The sequence below is a fragment of the Candidatus Zixiibacteriota bacterium genome (genome assembly GCA_019038695.1).
Taxonomy (GTDB): domain Bacteria; phylum Zixibacteria; class MSB-5A5; order GN15; family FEB-12; genus B120-G9.
The window spans coordinates 124,944-144,430 of record JAHOYZ010000026.1 but is presented as its reverse complement, the minus strand read 5'-3'; the positions used below and the strand labels follow the sequence as shown (position 1 = coordinate 144,430).

Annotated in this window: 15 protein-coding genes; 12 read left to right on the top strand and 3 right to left on the bottom strand. The window is 49.2% G+C overall.

What is annotated here, in order from left to right; all coding sequences use genetic code 11:
• Positions 1–23 precede the first annotated feature (23 nt).
• Complete coding sequence (locus KOO62_09725; protein MBU8934272.1) at positions 24–1,544, top strand: T9SS type A sorting domain-containing protein; 1,521 nt, start codon at positions 24–26, stop codon at positions 1,542–1,544.
• Between the two features lies 1 nt (position 1,545).
• Here KOO62_09725 and KOO62_09720 read toward each other — a convergent pair whose 3' ends face one another.
• The 3 genes from KOO62_09720 to KOO62_09710 form a co-directional block, all read right to left on the bottom strand.
• Positions 1,546–2,313 (bottom strand): hypothetical protein, encoded by a 768-nt coding sequence (locus KOO62_09720; GenBank protein MBU8934271.1) that lies wholly within the window; start codon positions 2,311–2,313, stop codon positions 1,546–1,548.
• Between the two features lie 16 nt (positions 2,314–2,329).
• Positions 2,330–3,358, bottom strand: coding sequence for a T9SS type A sorting domain-containing protein (locus tag KOO62_09715; protein MBU8934270.1), 1,029 nt, complete (start codon positions 3,356–3,358; stop codon positions 2,330–2,332).
• Positions 3,359–3,500: 142 nt separating this feature from the next.
• Positions 3,501–4,082, bottom strand: a complete 582-nt coding sequence (locus tag KOO62_09710; GenBank protein MBU8934269.1) for a hypothetical protein — start codon at positions 4,080–4,082, stop codon at positions 3,501–3,503.
• A 195-nt stretch (positions 4,083–4,277) separates the two neighbouring features.
• On the opposite strand from KOO62_09710, the gene KOO62_09705 reads away from it, so the two are divergent.
• The 11 genes from KOO62_09705 (at position 4,278) to KOO62_09655 (ending at position 19,364) form a co-directional block, all read left to right on the top strand.
• Positions 4,278–6,392: a right-handed parallel beta-helix repeat-containing protein gene (locus tag KOO62_09705; protein ID MBU8934268.1), complete on the top strand. Its 2,115-nt coding sequence runs from the start codon at positions 4,278–4,280 to the stop codon at positions 6,390–6,392.
• A gap of 108 nt (positions 6,393–6,500) precedes the next feature.
• Complete coding sequence (locus KOO62_09700) at positions 6,501–7,472, top strand: hypothetical protein (protein MBU8934267.1); 972 nt, start codon at positions 6,501–6,503, stop codon at positions 7,470–7,472.
• Positions 7,469–8,335: a lysophospholipid acyltransferase family protein gene (locus KOO62_09695; GenBank protein MBU8934266.1), complete on the top strand. Its 867-nt coding sequence runs from the start codon at positions 7,469–7,471 to the stop codon at positions 8,333–8,335. The genes KOO62_09700 and KOO62_09695 overlap by 4 nt, the downstream gene beginning before the upstream one ends.
• A gap of 140 nt (positions 8,336–8,475) precedes the next feature.
• On the top strand, positions 8,476–9,741 hold the full coding sequence (locus KOO62_09690; GenBank protein ID MBU8934265.1) for an efflux RND transporter periplasmic adaptor subunit: 1,266 nt from the start codon (positions 8,476–8,478) through the stop codon (positions 9,739–9,741).
• A 5-nt stretch (positions 9,742–9,746) separates the two neighbouring features.
• Positions 9,747–11,045, top strand: coding sequence for an ABC transporter permease (locus KOO62_09685; protein MBU8934264.1), 1,299 nt, complete (start codon positions 9,747–9,749; stop codon positions 11,043–11,045).
• Between the two features lie 74 nt (positions 11,046–11,119).
• Positions 11,120–12,580 carry a TolC family protein gene (locus KOO62_09680; GenBank protein ID MBU8934263.1) on the top strand — a complete coding sequence of 487 codons (1,461 nt, stop codon included), beginning with the start codon at positions 11,120–11,122 and terminating at the stop codon, positions 12,578–12,580.
• The gene (gene waaF / locus KOO62_09675) at positions 12,580–13,617 is read left to right on the top strand and encodes a lipopolysaccharide heptosyltransferase II (GenBank protein MBU8934262.1); all 1,038 of its coding nucleotides are present in this window, start codon (positions 12,580–12,582) and stop codon (positions 13,615–13,617) included. Before KOO62_09680 ends, waaF begins: the two co-directional genes overlap by 1 nt.
• Before the next feature lie 221 nt (positions 13,618–13,838).
• Complete coding sequence (locus tag KOO62_09670; GenBank protein MBU8934261.1) at positions 13,839–14,117, top strand: hypothetical protein; 279 nt, start codon at positions 13,839–13,841, stop codon at positions 14,115–14,117.
• 100 nt (positions 14,118–14,217) lie between these two features.
• Entirely contained in the window at positions 14,218–17,154 is a 2,937-nt protein-coding gene (locus KOO62_09665) for a sigma 54-interacting transcriptional regulator (GenBank protein MBU8934260.1), read from the top strand.
• A 570-nt stretch (positions 17,155–17,724) separates the two neighbouring features.
• Positions 17,725–18,798: a hypothetical protein gene (locus KOO62_09660; protein ID MBU8934259.1), complete on the top strand. Its 1,074-nt coding sequence runs from the start codon at positions 17,725–17,727 to the stop codon at positions 18,796–18,798.
• Positions 18,795–19,364 (top strand): hypothetical protein, encoded by a 570-nt coding sequence (locus KOO62_09655; GenBank protein MBU8934258.1) that lies wholly within the window; start codon positions 18,795–18,797, stop codon positions 19,362–19,364. The genes KOO62_09660 and KOO62_09655 overlap by 4 nt, the downstream gene beginning before the upstream one ends.
• Positions 19,365–19,487 lie beyond the last annotated feature (123 nt).

Below are 19,487 nucleotides of genomic sequence, written 5' to 3'. Positions count from 1 at the left end.
AGGAAATGATGCGAGGGGATATTATGATGAAGTTCTCAATAATAATCATGTTGGTAATGCTTACTGCCGGGATAGCCAGGGCGATTGAGTATGAGGTCGTATATCAGCAAGTTATCGACGGGGCGGAGGGGTATTCTTCGGTCTATCCACTGGTCACTCCAACTGATCAACTAGCTGGATTTGTTAATACCAAACCCCTCGATTCGACACTGTACATCCTCGATTTGTGTGGAGACTCGGCCGTTGCAGTGTCTTTGGACTATGTCCCAGTTCAGGCCATTGCTCGGTACGGAGTAACTACTGATACGATCTTTGTTTACTCCATCTCGGACGCCGACAATATACAGGGTCTTCCTCCCCCCGAATTCCGTATAGGCTTGACCACCATAGTAGCGAGCGAAGTGACAAACTACTCTATTGAACCCGTTATCTGTTCAGACGGTTATTACATGCCTATCCTAACCAGTTTTCTAAGCAAGATAAGCTTCGAGCCGCTATGGAGTTTGAATCCAACGAAGTTGGTAGTCTATACATCAGTCGGGATCGAGGACCACATAGTTACTATGGGGGTCCATTATTATTCCTGCAAGCTGATTACCGAGTACAATTTGTGCCTTGACACAGAATTGAGTCGGGTAACAGCGGATGGGTTGGTTCATGGACTGTTCTCGAACGCCTCCGCTGCAGGTTCTGCAACTAAGAGGCAGCGTTCGTATATAGTGATGGATGACCCTTGGAATAGTTATACGGTACATGAAGCTCGTGTCCAGGTCCGCGACTACGACGGTTCAACGATCATTCTTCAAAGCTCCGAGAATGGAGGATCACGTTCACTATTCGCAGAGGATTTTCTTCCCTCCCGGCCCTATGATGAACTAATAAGCCATGGCTATCTGCATGATCTTCTCGATCTTCACGCTGACGAAAATGTCTGGCACCTCGCATGCTATAGCTTCGTTGGGGGCATCCCTCAGGAAGAATGGTACGTTGAGACTTCAAATGAACTCAACATGGAATACTACTTCCAGCGGATGAATACTCTTATTGGTCGGTGTTCTGACCGCTGGCTCAAGATATTAGATTGTGCCAGCGGTGAGTGGGTCGATTCAGTTCAGTTGGATCGATCTCTGAACGACATTGCGTACTTCGAGTCCAATGGGGGAGAGGCCTTAAACCTCCTCGGACGTGTACATGACACGATCTTCGTCTACAAATTTCAGACAAGCACCGATATCGAAGATGGCCCTGTTGGCTCCTCGCTTCCAGAGAGCTTTGTTCTTCACCAAAACTACCCGAATCCGTTTAACAACTCTTGTGTAATTCGTTTGGACAATCAGGTAAGACAATATGTCAGCCTGAAGATATATTCGTTGCTGGGCCGGCATGTCAAAACGCTTGTGGATCGTCAGTTGTCGGCTGGGAGCTTTTCGTTCACATGGGATGGGCTGAATTACATGAGGAAGCAGGTGGCGTCAGGTCTTTATCTGGCCAGGCTGGAAACGACGAACGAATCCTCAAGCATCAAGATGCTGCTTATCAAATAGCCTATTCGCCCTTACTTGTATCCACCGGCTCCGGATCAATGCGCAGCCGGAACTCAACGCCACCATTATGGAAATCGATCATACGACGGGGACGGTTTACCTTCGATGGATTAATACAATGTTCCGGCGCACCGGTCCGCGTTGGAAAGAGCCTTGAGCCAGCTTCTGGTTTTGTCCCCACATAGTCGAAGACCTGTCTGGAAATAAGCAACTTGTTGCCGGTACGACCGGATATTGTATTGTCGGTGCAGTCTTCCCAGAAGAAGAAAATCTGTACTGCGGTGTCAGGCTGGTCGAGAACATGCTCGTTTGACAGAACCAATTTTAGCAGGGAAGCTTCGCGATTAAATCCAAAACAGACCGGTTGGTCAGCGCCAGACGCCATATCTGCCAGGGCAACCGTTTGCCATAGTAACGGTGGGTATCCCTCGCGGTTGGCAATAATGATCTGGCGGGCGGAAAAATACTCCCAGCGGCATGAGTCATATATCTCACCCGGTAGAATCTCGACTATGTCCACCATTGGATTGTCAATCCCGATTTTGAAATCAAATCCTGCCAGTGGTGCACCGGTTGCATCGAGTGTCACAAATAAAGTGTCGCTCAGGGTCATGTTTTCGATTGTCATTCGTCCGATCGAGACGATCATACTACCATCTTCGATCAAACTATCGGTAGCAGGCAGGGTGGTGCTGTCGCCGGGAACCACCGGGTCGGCCCAGACAAGGGAAGGCAGGAGGAGAACTAATATGAGCAAGGTCCTTTTCATAACGAGCACACTCTCTCTATTGTACCAGGAGCATTTTTCGGGATTGGACGGTGTTACCTGCTGTGAGACGGTACAGGTAGATGCCACTACCAACCGGACGGCCATCATGATCGCTGCCGTTCCATACAGTGCTTTCCCTCCCAGGTCCTCCTCGACCTACGAAAGTTCTGACTCTGGAACCAAGCACGTTGAATATTTCTATCTTCCAATCAACAAGGCGATGTAAGTCAAATGAGATTGTGGTTGCAGGGTTGAACGGGTTAGGATAGTTCTGGTGAAGAGTCAGCGACCGGGGCAGTATGTCTGGTCCATCGTCACTATCAGAAATATCGGTCGTGGCCTTGAACGTGACCGTAGCCGAACGAAAATTAACTCTTTGCGCCAGTACTGTGTCAATATGACCGCCACTTTCAGTACATTCGCTGGAGAGTCCGCTCAGCGTCGGTAACGGAGTCGAGTTGTCGGTAATGTTAAAACCCTCGGCGTCGATCACCTGTGCCGCCACGAGGATAGTGTCCGATTCTTCATTTAATATACGGTTGTCGCTGCAATCATACCAGGCGAAATCTATCGGCGTTTTGCCTTCCGACAGGTCGGCTTCTTCGTGTACAAGGAATTGTATGGCCAGAAGCGGGTCTTCGGGGTCAAAGCAGTCTTCGGACGAGAGCGATCCTTCAATCGAGATTGCCCTGATCCACAACAACCCGGTGGGAAAATCGGGCAGATCAAGAAAGGTATTCTCAAATGACAATTGCCACCCGCAATTTGTCTCCAGTTGCGATGAATACACATCCCATAGACTAAGTAGGTTTCTGTCGTAGCTGACTCTCAGTTCAAACCTGTCAAAGGAAAGCGGATCGGTCTGGCTGGAGGGACTCAAGTAAATAGGCATGTCTGCGATTTCACCGGTAGCTACCGGGTCAGAGTTTTGTATCGCAACAGAATATTCAGTCGCCTGAATAATATCTGATGGGATCAGGATCTGGACCGAGAGGATGCAGATGATGATTCCCAGAAAATAAGGAGAGGAAGTCCATTGCGTCATAGCCGCTGATCCTTTTTTGTTTGATAGTCAGATGTAGAAGATAATACCGCGAATGTGGGCCGTCAAGCTCGTTGGTTTGCACACCGAGGACAAAAAAAACCCGCCGGGAAACCGGCGGGTTTGATACAATAAGAATGCAGTATTATTTTACAACCTTGAATTTGTAAGGTCCTCCCCAGATTGGCTCGTGCGCTGTTTCAGGAGACGGTCCGGCAAAAAGCCAACGACCACCAGGGGGATAAAAGGCGGAGTCAATAACAACGGTTCCCGGTTCCGGGAAGATCACCTCAAACGAAAGACACTTCTGACTCTCATGAGGTTGATACTCTCTCTGGACGCAGAGCCCGCCAAAACCGAGCAACTCTGGTAATACGCCATCCCAATCCTTCTCGACGGTATAGAGACCAAAGTTCCAGATTGACTTGTCGTTCCAGCCGTTGTAGCCTTTAAGGTCGCCATTTTCATTGAGTCCACCGGTAGAATCGGTGACATGGACAATCTTCTTCATGTCTTTGGACACTACCGAAAAACCAATAGAGAAACCTGTATACAACGAATCATTCATGACGAAAATATCCACCGAAACCGGTTCTCCGGCTTTGATGGTGGTATCATCGACGGCACCCGGCCCCGACAATTGCATAGTGATTTCACTGGCTGCTGACAGAGCCGCGAAGCCTGCCACCAGCACCACGGTCATGCCAAGTAACTTCAGTTTGTTCATACTACTCTCCCTAAGAGCAATTAGTTTATCAAAGTCTCGATATTATACAGACTATCGGCCAAACAGGCCACGAATAATAGAATAGGCTCGGGAGATTGTCAATCGGATTCTTAAGTACCCCTTGCAGGTAGATATTGACAAAATCGCCTGATTTTGCTATTCTAATATGTAGGGATTCCAAACAACGGAGGTATCATGCGAAGAATTATTATAGTGTCAGTATTATCACTCTGCTGTGGCATGGCCAGTGCAACTACAATACATGTGCCAGCCGATCAACCGACGATACAGTCTGGAATTAACGCCAGCTCCCACGGGGACACAGTCCTGGTGCAGCCGGGGACGTACCTGGAGAACATTCAATTCAACGGTCGAAATATTGTTCTGGGATCGATGTTTCTCACCACGGACAACGGGTCGTACATATCGACGACCGTAATTGATGGCAATGCAGTAGGATCGGTTGTCAGATTTGTAAATGGTGAAAACAGTAGCGCCATCATTACGGGCTTCACTATTCAGAATGGTCATGCTGACAAAGGAGCTGGAATTCTGTGTGAGGGTACCAGCCCGATAATAAGCCACAATATCATCAGAAATAATACTGCTGTTAATAATGGCAATGGCGCTGGAATATCTTGTGCTTTTGAGAGTAACCCGACTATCAGTGACAATGTCATTCAGGACAATACTGCCGAGGGTGACGGCGGCGGGATTGCCTGCTATATTGCCAATGCTACTATTTCTGATAACACTATTACTGGTAACTCGGCGAATACGGGTGGCGGAATTCAGTGCGGGTATTGCACTAATCCTTCGATCACCAACAACACAATAACTGAAAATTCATCAAATAGTGGAGCCGGTGGAATATTCTTGTTCGAATCCAATCCCGATATTAGCGACAACGACATCCTGAACAATGAGGCCGGTGGCGGTGGTGGTGGGATTTTCTGTTCCTACTGCACAGGCCCTACGATCTCCGACAACACCATCAGTGGTAATTCAGCCGGCAAGGACGGCGGTGCGATTTCTTTGTTTGATTCTGATCCCGCAATCACAGGCAATACGATGAATGGCAATTCAGCTGACGGCGATGGCGGCCGGGGCGGCGGCGCGATATTTTTCTCTTATTCCGATCCCGTAATCACCAACAACATTGTCAGTCAAAATACAACAGGCGCGGGTGGCGGTGGTATTGAATCCTTCGAGTCCAATCCTACGATCAGCAATAACACCATCAGCGGCAATACGTCTGGAGTAGGTGGCGCCATCAGCCTTTCAAATTCAAACGCGACTATATCATACAACGTTATGGCAAGAAACCAGGTCCTGTACGAAGGAGGTGCGCTTAATCTCTGGAACTCCAGTACCGGCATAGTGTCGAATACTATAGTGAGCAACACTGCCGGATTAGGGGGTGGGGCCATGTTTATTTGCAACTCCTCACCGACAATTGACAAATGTCTCGTTGCGTTCAACAGCGGTATGGCTGGTGCTATTACTTGTGCGATGGGCTGTCCCCCCAGCAGTCCAAACTTGTCTTGCACAAACGTATTTGGCAACGTTGGGGGTGATTGGGTGGGTTGCATCGCCAGCCAGGCCAGCATCAATGGCAACTTTTCCCTCGACCCGATTTTCTGCGACACGGCCAGTAATGATTTCTCTTTGTTTATGTCATCACCCTGCACTCCAGCCTATAGTAGTTGTGGAGAATTGATTGGTGCCCTCGACGTTGGTTGTCCGGTACCAACGGCACTGATTGACCCCGACATGATGTTTGTCCGTTTTGCCTACATGATTGAGCCGATGATGGCCACCATAACCTTTGGTGACTTCAATGATGGACACTCTGCGAGTGACATTGATCCGGCTACAATCCTGGTGAACGGATCGATCAGCCCTGACAGCTGGACTCTTGTACCACACCACCCTGATTTCCAAGGTGAAGTGATGGAGATCATTATCCCGGTTCGAGATTTTATCCTGGGATATGGGTTAATGTGGGATTCGACTGTCCATCCATTTGATGTGTCTGGTCAGTTTAGCGGAGGAGGCGATTTTGCAATTGTTGGCGAGGTTTCCCTGAGAGGTCATCGGTCGGGAGATCTCAATGCCGATGGGTCAGTGAATATAGCCGACCTGACCTATCTGGTAACATATCTCTTCCTTGGCGGCCCACCTCCTCCTGTATGGGCAGTGGCGAATGTTGACGGTATTACAGGTCCAGCCGGTTCGATAGATATTTCTGATCTGACCTATCTGGTAGCGTATCTTTTCCTTGGCGGCTCAGTGCCGGTGTGTGAGTAGGGGGAGGATGGTTCGAAGAATTGGCTTCAGTGGGAGTCAGAAATCACCCCAGTAGATCAGTGCACGCCGCACTTGCCGTTTTGATCTGAACATCGTACCTTCCCTCCGATGAACACGAAGACTGTTTTGACAATTGTCCTCTTTGTTGTCCTGGTTGTGACAACTGTAACTGCGGACAAATACCGTCCTCCCGAGCCGGTTGAGCGTGAGCGCTTCATTTTCTATCTGGACAACCCGGTCTATATGGAACCGGCCGACAGCGTTCTTGCCCAAACCCGCGTGGAGTTGGCAAAGCTCCTTCGCGATACGCTTGACTACAAAGCCAAGGTCTACATCGTCGACGACATCGACTATTTCAGAAAGATCATCAGGGGGCGGTTCCCCGACTGGGGAGCGGCTGCTGCCTATCCGCCACGCCAACTGATCGCCATCAAGTCGCCCGACAAGTTTAACCTTGGTAAGTCTTTATCAGAGTTGCTTGCCCACGAATACACTCACCTTGCTATCGCCGCACGCTGTGGTTTCAATCGACCACCGCGCTGGTTCGATGAGGGCATGGCCATGATGACTTCTACCGAGTGGAGTTGGTCGGACAATCTGGCAATGAGTAAAGCGGCTGTCTTCGACGGGTTCTTGCCTCTGGTTGATATTGAGAAAGTGAATCGTTTCAATGAAGCTAAAGCCCACGTAGCTTATGCGCAGTCTTACCTGACAGTCAGGTATTTCTACGACGAATATGGAATTAACGCCGTAAATCTGTTCCTTGACGAGATTTCCACCGGGCGAACGGTCGACCAGGCACTGGTCGCTGCCACTGGCTCGAACTACAACCAGTTTGAGGAGGAAGTCAATCGTGATTTACGCGAACACTATAACCTCTTATCACTATTTACGGACACTATGTACTTATGGTTAGGCTTAGCCATTCTTGTGGTCGTTGGCGGATTCCTGAAGTATCGGAAACGCCGTCAGTACTACAAGCAATGGGAAGAAGATGAAAAGCTGCACTCCACCGATTTCGATTATGGTGACCCGGACAATCCGGAGCAGCCCGATGATGACGAACCATGGCGTCGGTGAGTCATAACCTGGAATACGCCGCCACGTTGGTGGGGGTAAAACTGGCTCAAGCTCTGTCACCACCAATGGCGGACCGTCTCGGTGCTGGGCTGGGTTCATTGGTTCATATGTTGGCAGGTTCACGTCGTCGGATCGCGCACGACAATATAAGTCAGGCGCTGGGTAATGAGTTCACTCGGGCCGAGATTGACGAAATCGTGTACAACGTCTTCCGAAATATCGGTCGAACACTGGTTGAGTTCTCGCGTTTCCGAAAAACCGGTCGGCAGGGTGTGCTTGATATTGTTGTAGGCGATGGCGAGGATAACATTCGCGAAGCCCTTGGGAAGGGACGTGGTGGTATCATCACAACTGCGCATTTTGGCTGTTGGGAGATGCTTGGTGCCTGGTTTGGCTGTCGAGGGTACGAGATGGATTTTCTTGTGGGTACCCAACACAACGCAAAGGTCGATGATCTCTTTGTCGATTTCCGGCGTTCTATGGGTGTTGGAATCATTCCGTTAAAGTCGAGTATTCGCGGCATCTACAAGGCTCTTCGCGCCAATCATCTGGTGGGTCTGGTGGCCGATCAGCACACCGGTAACGGTCTGCCCATCGATTTCTTTGGACGGAAAGCGGCGGCGGCGAAAGGTCCTGCTACGTTTGCGGTCAAGATTGGTAGCCCGGTATTACCTTTGCTAATGCGACGCGAGTCTTTCGATCGACACGTTGTGATGGCCGGCAAACCACTCTATCCGTCGAAAGATGCTGATCCGGCACAGGAAGTAGATCGAATTACAATTGAATGCAATCGGTTTTTCGAAAAGGGCATTTATGCCTATCCGGATCAATGGATGTGGACCCATCGGCGTTGGAAGTTGTAATTACGGTGCGCAACTTTATCGTGATAGATCAGTAGAAAGAGTTGTGCGGAATATTGTGGGTTGGATTAATCCATTCGCTATCGGAAGCTGTCAGTAGTATAGAGGTTTTTTCGATGATTCGTTGGTAAGGAACAATTCCTGTGAAAAAAATCGTTTACATTGTTGTCGTGTTGGTTGTTGTTCTCGCCGGTTACATTGGCGTCGATGCTATCTTCACAAAATCCTATGATATTCCTACGACCTTTGCTCATCAGGGCGAGTTTATAATTGCCCTCAACGAAAATGGAACGGTCGATGCCACACGGGCAGTGACACTTTCGGCACCGCGTATCCGTGGCTTGCAGATTACGTGGCTGGCACCTGAGGGTACGATGGTGGAGACAGGGGATCCCGTGATCAAGTTTGATGCCTCCGAACAGATTGCGGATCTAGCCGATAACCAATCAACTCTCAAGATCAATACTTCTGCCCTTGAGCGAGCCAAGAATGAGTACACCATCCAGGAGAAACAACTCAAACTCGATTTGGAGAAAGCGCGTCGCAACTACGATGAGCAGAAGCACGAAGCTCCGCGTGTGGCAGAGGAATCGCGGATGGAGTTGGAATTGGCCGAGTTAAATTTTGAAGCCAAGCTTGAGCAACTCACAGCCGATGTGGACAAAGCCGAAGTGGAAGTCGACCGTGCGCAGGATAAGGTAAATCTGGCACAGCGTGAACTTTCACAAATGACTATCACCGCAACTATCCCCGGCCTTGTGGTTTATCTGGAGATATGGAAGGGGGGTAGTATGGAGAAAGTTCAGGAGGGTGATTCTCCGTGGCCCGGGATGGGATTGATAAATCTCCCCGACCTGGGGGAGATGATGGTCAAGACAACCGTTTCAGAAGTCGACGCCAACAAAGTCGATACCAGTCAGGAAGTGGTCGTGGTGCTTGATGCCTACCCGGATGTTGAGTTCCCCGGTCGTGTGTCCTCTATCAGTACGCTGGCGCGTCGCAAAGAATCTGGTTCCAAGATCAATGTCTTTGATGTCGAGGTTACAATCAATAATCACGATGACCGGCTCAAACCCGGTATGTCTGCCGCTAGCCGAATTATCGTTGAGCGACTTCAAGATGTTGTGTCGGTACCGCTGGAGGCGGTGTTTGAAAAGGATGGACAGACAGTCGTATTCTTCAAGGGTGGCAAGCAAACCGCTGTCGTCGTAGGGCAACGCAACGACAGGCATATCGAAGTGATCAAAGGATTAGATGGCGACGAAGAAATCTGCCTGGTCGATCCCACTCTGGAAGAACAGGGCTTACCAGGTGACAAGGCCACCGAACCCGAACTCAACAAAGGGCGGACACAGACGCCGCAGAAGCAACCCGGAAAACGACCCAGCGGAAGAAAACGCGGCAAATAGCCTTCATGCATTACGAACGAATCCTTCAAGTCTCTTATGATTCCCTGTTCGCACACAAGCTGCGGACACTGCTTACAATGCTGGGCGTGATCTTTGGAGTAGGGGCGGTAGTGGCTATGCTGTCTATTGGCGAAGGAGCCAAGCGCGAAGCTTTGGAACAAATCGAGATTCTCGGTATCAACAATGTGATCGTGCAGGCCAAAGTTCCCGACCTCGGTCGCAGTAGTGATCAAGGCCTGGCCCGGTCGCCGGGATTGTCATTAGCTGACGGAGAGAATATCGCTGAGTTCACAACAATGGTAGCCAATGTTGTACCTCAGCGGTTTGAACCGATCAACACCATCTATTATGGCTCCAGTGAAGCATCGGTCAGGGTTGTGGCGACCGTTCAGGACTTCACATACTCGACTTCGATTGAGGTAGAGAAGGGGCGCTTTATCACGGATCGTGACAATCGGGATTTCTCACAGGTCTGTGTTCTTGGAGCCAAAGCGCGCCGAGCGCTATTTGTCTTCGAAGACCCTATGGGGAAGGAAGTCCGTATCGGTGATCTAAATTTCACCGTGGTTGGAATAATGGCCGACAAGTACATCGGACGGGGCAAGATTGAGGGGTTCGAGTTGAAGAACCTCAACGAAGATGTGTATATCCCTTTTGAGACGGCTCTGAAGAAACTTGATCGTAAGGCGGCGGCAAGCTCTTCAGGACATTTCTTCGTTGTCGGCGGTTCGGAGAATGAAGAGAAATACAATACGCCAGCCATAGATCAATTCACTATTACGGTGACCGACCTCAAGTATGTTTCAGCCGTGACGAAGCTTGTGGAGAGTGTTCTCAATCGCCGTCACTATGGTATCGATGACTATGAAATTGTCGTGCCTGAATCACTACTGCGGCAAACCGAAAAAACTCAACAAATATTCAATATGGTGATGGGTGCCATCGCCGGTATTTCGCTGCTTGTCGGTGGGATTGGCATCATGAACATAATGTTGGCCACAGTGCTCGAAAGAACCCGTGAGATCGGAGTCCGAAGAGCAGTTGGGGCAACGCGTCAGGATATCATGCGCCAGTTTCTCATCGAGGCGGTGGTGATTTGCCTGACTGGTTGCGGAGTTGGTATTATTCTCGGTGTGGCCATTGCACGCGGCATTGCTTTCTATGCTGACTGGCCGACCATCGTGGCTCCTTACTCAATTATCCTTGCCGTAGGAGTCTCTACCAGTGTTGGAGTCATCTTTGGGCTCTATCCGGCTAACAAAGCGGCACAACAGGATGTTATTGAGGCGCTGCGTTATGAATAAGGGGAACCTGAAACCACAAAATACTGTCTAAGAAACGGAATGCGACCATAAGCTATTATCCAGGAATAATCCCAATGAGAATTTTGATCTCTGTCTTGATTATTGGATTCGCGGCTCAGATGCCGACCCTGTCGTTGGCGCGTGAGCTTACATTCGATGAAGCCATCGATATTGCGGTGAACCATTCCAGTCGTGGGCAGATAATCCGCGGCGATAGGGAAGTAGCAGAGCGCACCTATTTCGCTAAGAAAGTTGGTTTCTGGGTGCCTGAGATTTCCATTCGGGGCTCTATCCCCGGCTACGAAGTTAACGAGACATACTCATATCTACCGGGTACTGACACCAAAACGACCGGTCAGCGAACGACGATAGACTGGGAATCATATATTAATTTTGATCAGAACCTTATCACGGGCGGCAAACTGACCTTTAGAGCCTATCTTCGCCGCAATGACTGGGTATACCCGCAGCTGGACCGGATAAACGACTTGTTAGTCACCGTTGATGAAGATCGCAACCTCGGATCATTCGATCTGACGCTGGACCAACCGATCCTGAAGCCCTCGGAACCGAAGTACGAACTGAGCAACAAAAAGGATGATCTCGAAATCGCACGTTTGACTCACCAAGAGGATATCGCAACTGTGAAACAGGAGGTGGCTGAAGCATACTTTGGTGTGTTGCAATTGACTCTTCATCAGCAGATGGCTGCCGACCGATTGGAATCCGCCCGTCTTCAAACCGGTATTGACTCTATTAAGTTTGCTGAAGAAGTCCTCTCCGAGGAAGCCTGGCTGGAGTCTGTTTCGGCCCGGCTGGACGCCGAGTTAGAGCAGTTTGACGTTGAAAGTAATTTGGCCGCCCAGCGACGAGAACTCGCTATCTTGCTTGATCTTGAATCGATAACAGATATCGAAGTAAGCGCGCCTGATGTGGCGGCGATGATTGATAGCGCAACCGCAGGTCGTCTTCTGGCCAACACCCAGGCGGCCATCCCGGTTTTAAAGGCACATCACGAGTTCCGCAAAGCGGACAGAGCAGCTCGCTACGAGGCTTCTTCCAGAGGACTTACCGGGACGCTATCAGCCAATTTTGGCAAGGAAAAAGGCCGCGTTGAGACAAGCCTGCAGGGGACGGATGACCTTAACTTGAATGATTGGGGTATAAATCTTCAGTTCAATTATCCCATTTGGGATGGAGGTGTATCAGGAGCCTCCGTCAAAGCGGCCGAGTTGGCGGCTGAGAAGGCCCGAATCGAGTATGAGAGTGCACAGAAAGCCTCACATTCGGAAATCGAGAATTTAATCAACGGCATTGGCGTCTCATTGCGTAAACTCCAGGTCTTGCAACAGCAGATCAATTTGGCCAGAAACCGCCTGAATATCGCCCTCAGTCGGTTCGAGGACGGCCAGATATCAAGGATCAAGTATCTCGAAGACAGTGCCGAGTATCTTCAGGCAGAAAATAGCTATTATGAAGAATTGAAGAACTATCTTATTGACACCTTCCGTCTGGAAGGTAAATTCAGTTCTTAATGGCTCAGAATATTATCATTCGTACTCCCAATCATCTCGGTGATTGTATTATGGCTCTGCCAATGATCAACGAGACTGCTGAAGTCTATCCGGGAGCAACCGTTACCCTGCTGACACCGCAGCATCTGGCCGATCTGTTTCGGCCAAACCCTGCCATTGACGGTATTATAGAGCTTCCCCCCGAGCATGTTCATGGGTTGATATCGGTCTATAAAATCCGAGACCTGATCGGCCCCCTGGAGTTTGACCTGGGGCTTATCCTGCCTCCATCGTTTGGTGCTGCCGCCGGATTCAAGCTGGGCCGCGTAAAAGAGCGGATTGGCTATATAGCTGACGGCCGACGCCTTCTGCTGACCAAACCCTTGCCATTGGTGGAGCCTATTCACGCCACGCATCGCAGTGAACTGTATTTTGATTTGCTGCGTCGCGGAGCCGGGGCGAATATTGACTATACACCACCGAAACTCTTGCTCAATGATAAGGACATGGAGCAGGCGGCAATCCTATTACAACGCTTTGGTCTTGCAGAGGATGTTCCTTTCGCTGCTATCGCTTTTCGAGCTGTGGCCGAATCGAGGCGATGGGGTCGTGATAACTACGTCGAACTGATCAAGCGACTGATTACTCAGTATGAGTTGAAGGTTGTCCTTATCGGATCGACTGTCGATCACGAGGAAGGTAATGCCATTGCCGAAGCTACTTCCACTAAGGAAGTGGTGAATCTGGCTGGCAAGACTGACCTGCGAGAGGTAGCCGCAATTCTCGCAGGTTGCGCTGTGTTTGTTGGCAATGATTCCGGACCCGCCCATCTGGCGGCAGCAGTTGAAGCGCCAATAGTGGTTCTTTCCGGAGCCGACGATCCGCGGTCAACAACCCCCCTCTCTCCACTCAAGCGGCTTGTCTTTCGCGAAGAACTCGATTGCATCAGTTGTGTGAAAAACAGGTGTCCGCTTAAGGATAGCATGCAAATGCAGTGTATGACAGGAATTAGTCTTGATCGAGTGATGATGGAAGTCGACCATATTCTGGGCAAGTAGCCTAAGAATATCCGCTATTTGGCTATTTCAGTTCCCGGCGCAATAATTGCGCCGTCTAATTTATTGCTTGACAAAGGGATGGTCTCTATATAGTATACATGTGGCAAAATGTGCGTCGGAGCGTCTCCTCGCACACATATATAATTTGGATAAGTAAGTTGTCTGATGGCGATTATCTTTGCCTGAAGACAAGACCTCTTGATAAGAAGGAGGAGGGCACCATGAAAGATTCACGATTGATCGCGGCGACAATGGCGTTGTTGATGATCTTCGCCTGCTTTATCTCCGTTCCGGTGTTTGCTGAAGGACCGTTTGACGTTGATGAAGCCGGCGATACCGACGGTGTTAGCTCAGACACCTCTGATACGGACGGAGACAATGTGCTGCTCCAGGAGGACAATGATGACAAGCTTGATTGGAATCAGATGCTGATCAAAATCATTGTTCGAGTGATAATCAATACTATCAGTCATTCAGGTCTGGTTAACGCACAAGGGTGAGACTTGTTTGGGATAGGTATGTGATTAGAAGGTAATTGGGGCAACAGCTCCGACTAGCAACGCTACGTAACGAACGAGTTAGGAAAGAACAGGTTTCTTAATGAAGCTTTCCTCACCAAGAATCGCCTTCGACAATCGGCTACTTGCGATTGAAGAACAGTTCCGGCAGCGTAAGTACACTGTGGCTTTGCGTGAGTTGTCCGAATTATCTGAATCGGATTTTGAAACCCAGGCATACGATGTCGGGCTGTACCTTTCATTAGCCGCCGACGCAGGTTTTCACGAAGGTAATTATAAAAACAGCATAGAATTCGGCCTTCGCAGTGCCCGGGTGCTGGCTGGTTTTCCATCCAATCGTCGCTTCGGACGGGTACAGCTCATTCTGGCGAAATCATATCTTGGACTTGGCGATATTAAGAATGCGGATATGCGTGCTCGCGATGCTTTGGCTTCTTTCCGTCGGGCGAGTGATGTTGTGGGGCAAGTGGATTCTTTTAACCAACTTGCATATGTGAGTTACATCCGCTGCGACTACCATGCGGCCATCAAGTTCCTTGAGGATGCGGCCGGGATGCTTGACGACAACCCACGGAAGATAGCGCAGCTGACTGGCAACATGGGAACAATGCGCGTGCATGTGGGCCAGTGGGCGCAGGCCGAAGCGGAGCTTAACTCTGCCCTGAAAGCTAATACGGAACTCGGTTTTGAAACTGCGCAGGCGATCAACCTCTTATCATTAGGCTTCCTGGCTCTCAAACGACGTCAGTTCAAAGAATCGCGTCGGAATTTTGATACGGCTATGGAGCTTATTGATCGTCAAGATCGTAAGCGTGAGAAAGTAATTGCCCTCAAGTACTCAGCCGAGCTGGCTCTGGAAAAAGGGGATGTCTTTCAGTCCAAAGCCCTCGCTATCAACGCCTATCAGTCCGGATTGTTGCTGGCTCCGGATTCTGCCCTGGTTTCCCAGGCTGCCCGGCGTCTGGCCGATGTTGAACTGGCCCTGGATAATCTTGACGATGCCATGAAATATGGCCAAAAGGCACTTGACCTGGCCACAACTCTGGGCGAGTTGACAGAAGTAGGCCTGGCTCGTCGGGTAATCGCAAGAGTGTATGCTACTCGATCAGAATACGATGAGGCACTGGAGAATATAAAGAACGCTGTCGAAGACATTCGGAGCGTTGACGACCCATTTGAACTGGCTCGCACATTGTTGTGGTCGGCTTCTTTGATGATTGAAGCTAATTCTGATGACGATCGCAAGATCAGGAGTACATTCGACGAAGCCCATCGGCTTTTCCGAAAACTTGGTTCTGAATATTGGGTAGCTGAGACCAATTTCAAGGCTGGTATGTTTGCCTGTCAACGGGGTGATTTATCCACTGGTTTCAAGAAATTGAGCCGGGCCGAAAAGAGATTCGCGGCACTGGGCGAAAAGGCACGGGTGAGATCGGTCAACATATTCCTGCAATCGTTATCCGATCAGGCTGTGGCTCTGTCAATCTCACAGGAAAATGAGTTCAAGATTTTCGGCAACCTGATCAGCCCCGATGAATTGTCCGATCTTAAGACCAGCCAATTGGCCGAGATTCTTTCTGTCTTGCTCAGGAAGACCGGGGCCGACCGAGCTGTCATTTATACTCCCGATTACGAGAGTGATCCGGTCATTGCTACATTGTCACTATCTAAGCATCAAGTGAACAAGTTCTGTCAGAACTTCAAAAGTTTGCTCGACGAGGAAATCAGTCGCAACAAGCCAACCTTGAACCTTGATTGCCGACGTGATCCCTTTATTAATGATCTACTGGCTGACATACCCGATGTAGTGGCGAGCATGATAGTCGTGCCGTTTCGGATGACCGACGGCATAGTGAGTTATCTATATGTGGATCGGCTGACTAATGATGGGACTCTCAGGCCATTTGATCAGAAGACACTGAATTTTGCCGTTGGTTTTTCTGACTTGATCGCCTTCAAATGGGCCGAGATACTCAAGAACAAACTGCTTGAGGATAACCGGCGGCTCAAGGACCAGCTTCGAGAGCAGGCCGCATTTCCCAATATCATTACCCAGAACGAACAGATGCTGGAGATGCTATCCCAGGTGCGACAGGTCCTCAACTCCAATATTTCTATTACCATTGAGGGTGAAACCGGGACTGGTAAGGACTTGCTAGCCAGGGCTATCCACTATAACTCAATTCGGCGGGAGAAACGGTTTGTTTCGGTCAACTGCGCCGCGCTGCCCGAGACCCTGCTGGAATCAGAGTTGTTCGGTTTTGTACGGGGGGCGTTTACGGGCGCTGATCGTGATAAGTCCGGACTGTTTGAGGAAGCTGACGGCGGTACTTTCTTCCTTGATGAGATCGCCGACATGCCGCTCAGTGTTCAAGCAAAAATCCTGCGCGTTCTCGAATCGAAAGAGATTGTCCGTTTGGGAGATACCAAGCCGCGTAGCGTTGACGTGCGAATCGTCTCGGCAACCAATAAGGATCTGAAGACCCAGATGGACGCCGGGCTTTTCCGACAGGATTTGTACTACCGTCTTTCGGCTCTGAGTTTTCGACTGTCTCCATTACGTGAGCGTAAGGGTGATATACCTTTGTTGGTGGCTCATTTCCTCGAAGGGAGCAACAAACAAATAGATCCTTCTGTGATGAAGTTCCTGGTGGCGCATGATTGGCCCGGCAACATACGCGAACTCGATAACGAGATAAAGAAACTGATTCTGCTCGTCGGTGACAATGATGTCATTACACCTGAGGTAGTGTCACCCCAATTACGGTCGGCGACCGGATCAGTCGGTACCCAGTCAGGAACATCTGAAATTTCTTTGGACGAAGTCGAGTTTTCCTCCTCCTATTCTTTGTACGATTATTTGTCGGAATACGAACGCCGGTTCATCATCAGAGCGCTACGGGAGAAACGCGGTGTCAAGAAACACGCTGCCGCCATGCTCAATATCCCTGAGTCTACCCTGCGTCTGAAGATCAAACAGTACGGCATCGATCCCAAGCACCTCAGTCGTCTGCATTAGCCACGCTTCCGTGGGCGGCAGACGCCCCCGTCTGCCCCAACTATATGTCTTGCCGGACTTGATCCGGCATCCAGTTTTTGTAGGTCGATACTGTCCTCAGTTTCGACAATTATTCCGTGGGCGGTAGACATCCTAAACAGGTGATACCTGTCGTCTGCCCTAACCATCTGTCATGCCGTACTTGATACGGCAGGCATTGCCTGTTGTTGGCAGGCATTGCCTGTTGTTGGTAGGCATTGCCTGTTGTTGGTAGGCATTGCCTGTTTTTGGTAGGTCAGGAGCCCTGTGCGCCTGCTAGTAGGTCGATACTGTCCTCAGTTTCGACAACTTCGTTCCGTGGGCGCAGACGCCCTAAACAGGTGATACCTGTCGTCTGCCCTAACCATCTGTCATGCCGTACTTGATACGGCATCCAGTCTCGTAACAGGACCCCGTGCTCCTGACCTACAAAGGCTTCTCCGTGTCAAGCCGACAGGCGGCTTGACCTACATGATCTCTGTTCCCCCCTTGACCAATGGACATAATTGACTATTATTGTTCCCAAGCAACTATGCATAGCAGGGAGCCTGTATGAAACTCGTTATTGCAGTCCTCAGTCTGACATTGTGCGTTACAGTAGCAAGCGATGACCACGAGATGCTCGTTGATTATGACAGGCTGACATATACAATTGACGGCAAGGAACATCCATTCATTATCGATTACCCGGAGTGCCTGAATGAACAAAGTAAGATTGAATTCAGAGAAGAGATCAAACGCTCTATGACCCGTGACGATAGGTCTTGGGTTGATACGATATTTAACAGATTCGATTTACATATAGATGATTCTTTTTCTCCAAGTGCTATAACCAATATTACTAATTTCTTTAGTGATACTTTTCATAGTAAATTTGAACAACTTGAGGCAGTAACTGGGTGGAGTTCTGAACAATTTAATGGAGGTACTAAATTAGAGATATACATTATAAAATCTTCTGAAGTTTTTTGTTGGGCAGGATTCACTTTCCCTAGTGTAAGTTATATTTATCTCGATGAACCTTTTTTTAATGAAAGTTGTAAAAAACCACATTATGTTGAAGGAGTAGAAATTTATTGGGAAGATGATAGAGATTATTGGTTTTACACTTCAGGAGCAATACATGAAACATTACATTCTATAAATCCACCTTCGGTTCTTGATAGAAGCTGGATTACAGAGGGATTTTCTCAATATTATCAATATAATTTGTTGGTAGATGAAGAATTAAATCAAGAAACTGCAGATATAAAAATTTATTCTGGGAATAATTTTTTCAATTGGGATGATTATGTTGCCAATGATTATCATGACAATTGTACTCACATACCCTATTGTGTTGATCATCTTGGGCAACCTTTAGAAGCAGAAATCCAACACAGTAGAGGATATAGTATAACTACTTGGATGTTTTCTATGCTAAGGGATACGTTTGCTCTGGACTGGTCAGTATTCTACGGCATAATGGCGACGAACCACGAGACTCTCACCAAATCAGCAACTCTTGGACCCTACTATACAGACACACACATTATTGACCTGTTCGGCAGGGCTTTGGGCATCAGTTTTGACAGCGTGCAGGCGATATTCCGCTATGACGGCCCATCCGGTCCCGGCTGGGCGTGAGGAATTGGACTGATTTAGATTGGTATGCTGATTTGACGGCTGATGCGGCCTTTGCAGGTGGCACTGCAATTGTTGGGACTCCCGTTGATTTCACCGCCACTATTCACAACTCCGCTGATTTTGACTTGAACACAATTCCTGTGAATATCTACAATGGTGCGGAACTCATTGTACAGGACACTATAAACGTAAACGCTCTTGATTCGACCATTATCAATGTTCAGTTCACTCCGCTTGATACCGGAACGTACACGTTTACAGTCATTGTTGATGAGGATAACATCAAGATAGAATCAGATGACTCCAATAACAATGATTCGGCAATCCTGACAGTCGTCGGCTGCTGTGTTCCCCCAACGCGAGGCAATGTCGACTACGAATTGCCCGATGAAATCAATATTGCTGATCTGACTTACCTTGTGGCCTATCTGTTCACCGGAGGATCGGAGCCACCGTGCGTAGAGGAAAGTGACATTGACGGCAATGGCGAGATCAATATTGCTGACCTGACTTATCTCGTTTCGTACCTGTTCACGGGAGGACCCGCACCGGTGGCGTGTCCGTAGGGATTTCGAGAGGACTGGATGCCGGATCAAGTCCGGCATGACAATTCCTTTGGGGGGGCATGTCCGGCAGGACATGCATTTGTAGGTCAGGACCCATTGCGGTCCTGATACTTCGAGATGGCG

What these genes read in the sequence shown, in the direction of transcription:
- KOO62_09715 (MBU8934270.1), bottom strand. Translation starts at nt 3,358, where the DNA reads ATGACGCAATGGACTTCCTCTCCTTATTTTCTGGGAATCATCATCTGC.
- waaF (MBU8934262.1), top strand. Translation starts at nt 12,580, where the DNA reads ATGGCTCAGAATATTATCATTCGTACTCCCAATCATCTCGGTGATTGT.
- KOO62_09685 (MBU8934264.1), top strand. Translation starts at nt 9,747, where the DNA reads ATGCATTACGAACGAATCCTTCAAGTCTCTTATGATTCCCTGTTCGCA.
- KOO62_09705 (MBU8934268.1), top strand. Translation starts at nt 4,278, where the DNA reads ATGCGAAGAATTATTATAGTGTCAGTATTATCACTCTGCTGTGGCATG.
- KOO62_09700 (MBU8934267.1), top strand. Translation starts at nt 6,501, where the DNA reads ATGAACACGAAGACTGTTTTGACAATTGTCCTCTTTGTTGTCCTGGTT.
- KOO62_09665 (MBU8934260.1), top strand. Translation starts at nt 14,218, where the DNA reads ATGAAGCTTTCCTCACCAAGAATCGCCTTCGACAATCGGCTACTTGCG.
- KOO62_09680 (MBU8934263.1), top strand. Translation starts at nt 11,120, where the DNA reads ATGAGAATTTTGATCTCTGTCTTGATTATTGGATTCGCGGCTCAGATG.
- KOO62_09720 (MBU8934271.1), bottom strand. Translation starts at nt 2,313, where the DNA reads ATGAAAAGGACCTTGCTCATATTAGTTCTCCTCCTGCCTTCCCTTGTC.
- KOO62_09710 (MBU8934269.1), bottom strand. Translation starts at nt 4,082, where the DNA reads ATGAACAAACTGAAGTTACTTGGCATGACCGTGGTGCTGGTGGCAGGC.
- KOO62_09725 (MBU8934272.1), top strand. Translation starts at nt 24, where the DNA reads ATGATGAAGTTCTCAATAATAATCATGTTGGTAATGCTTACTGCCGGG.
- KOO62_09670 (MBU8934261.1), top strand. Translation starts at nt 13,839, where the DNA reads ATGAAAGATTCACGATTGATCGCGGCGACAATGGCGTTGTTGATGATC.
- KOO62_09660 (MBU8934259.1), top strand. Translation starts at nt 17,725, where the DNA reads ATGAAACTCGTTATTGCAGTCCTCAGTCTGACATTGTGCGTTACAGTA.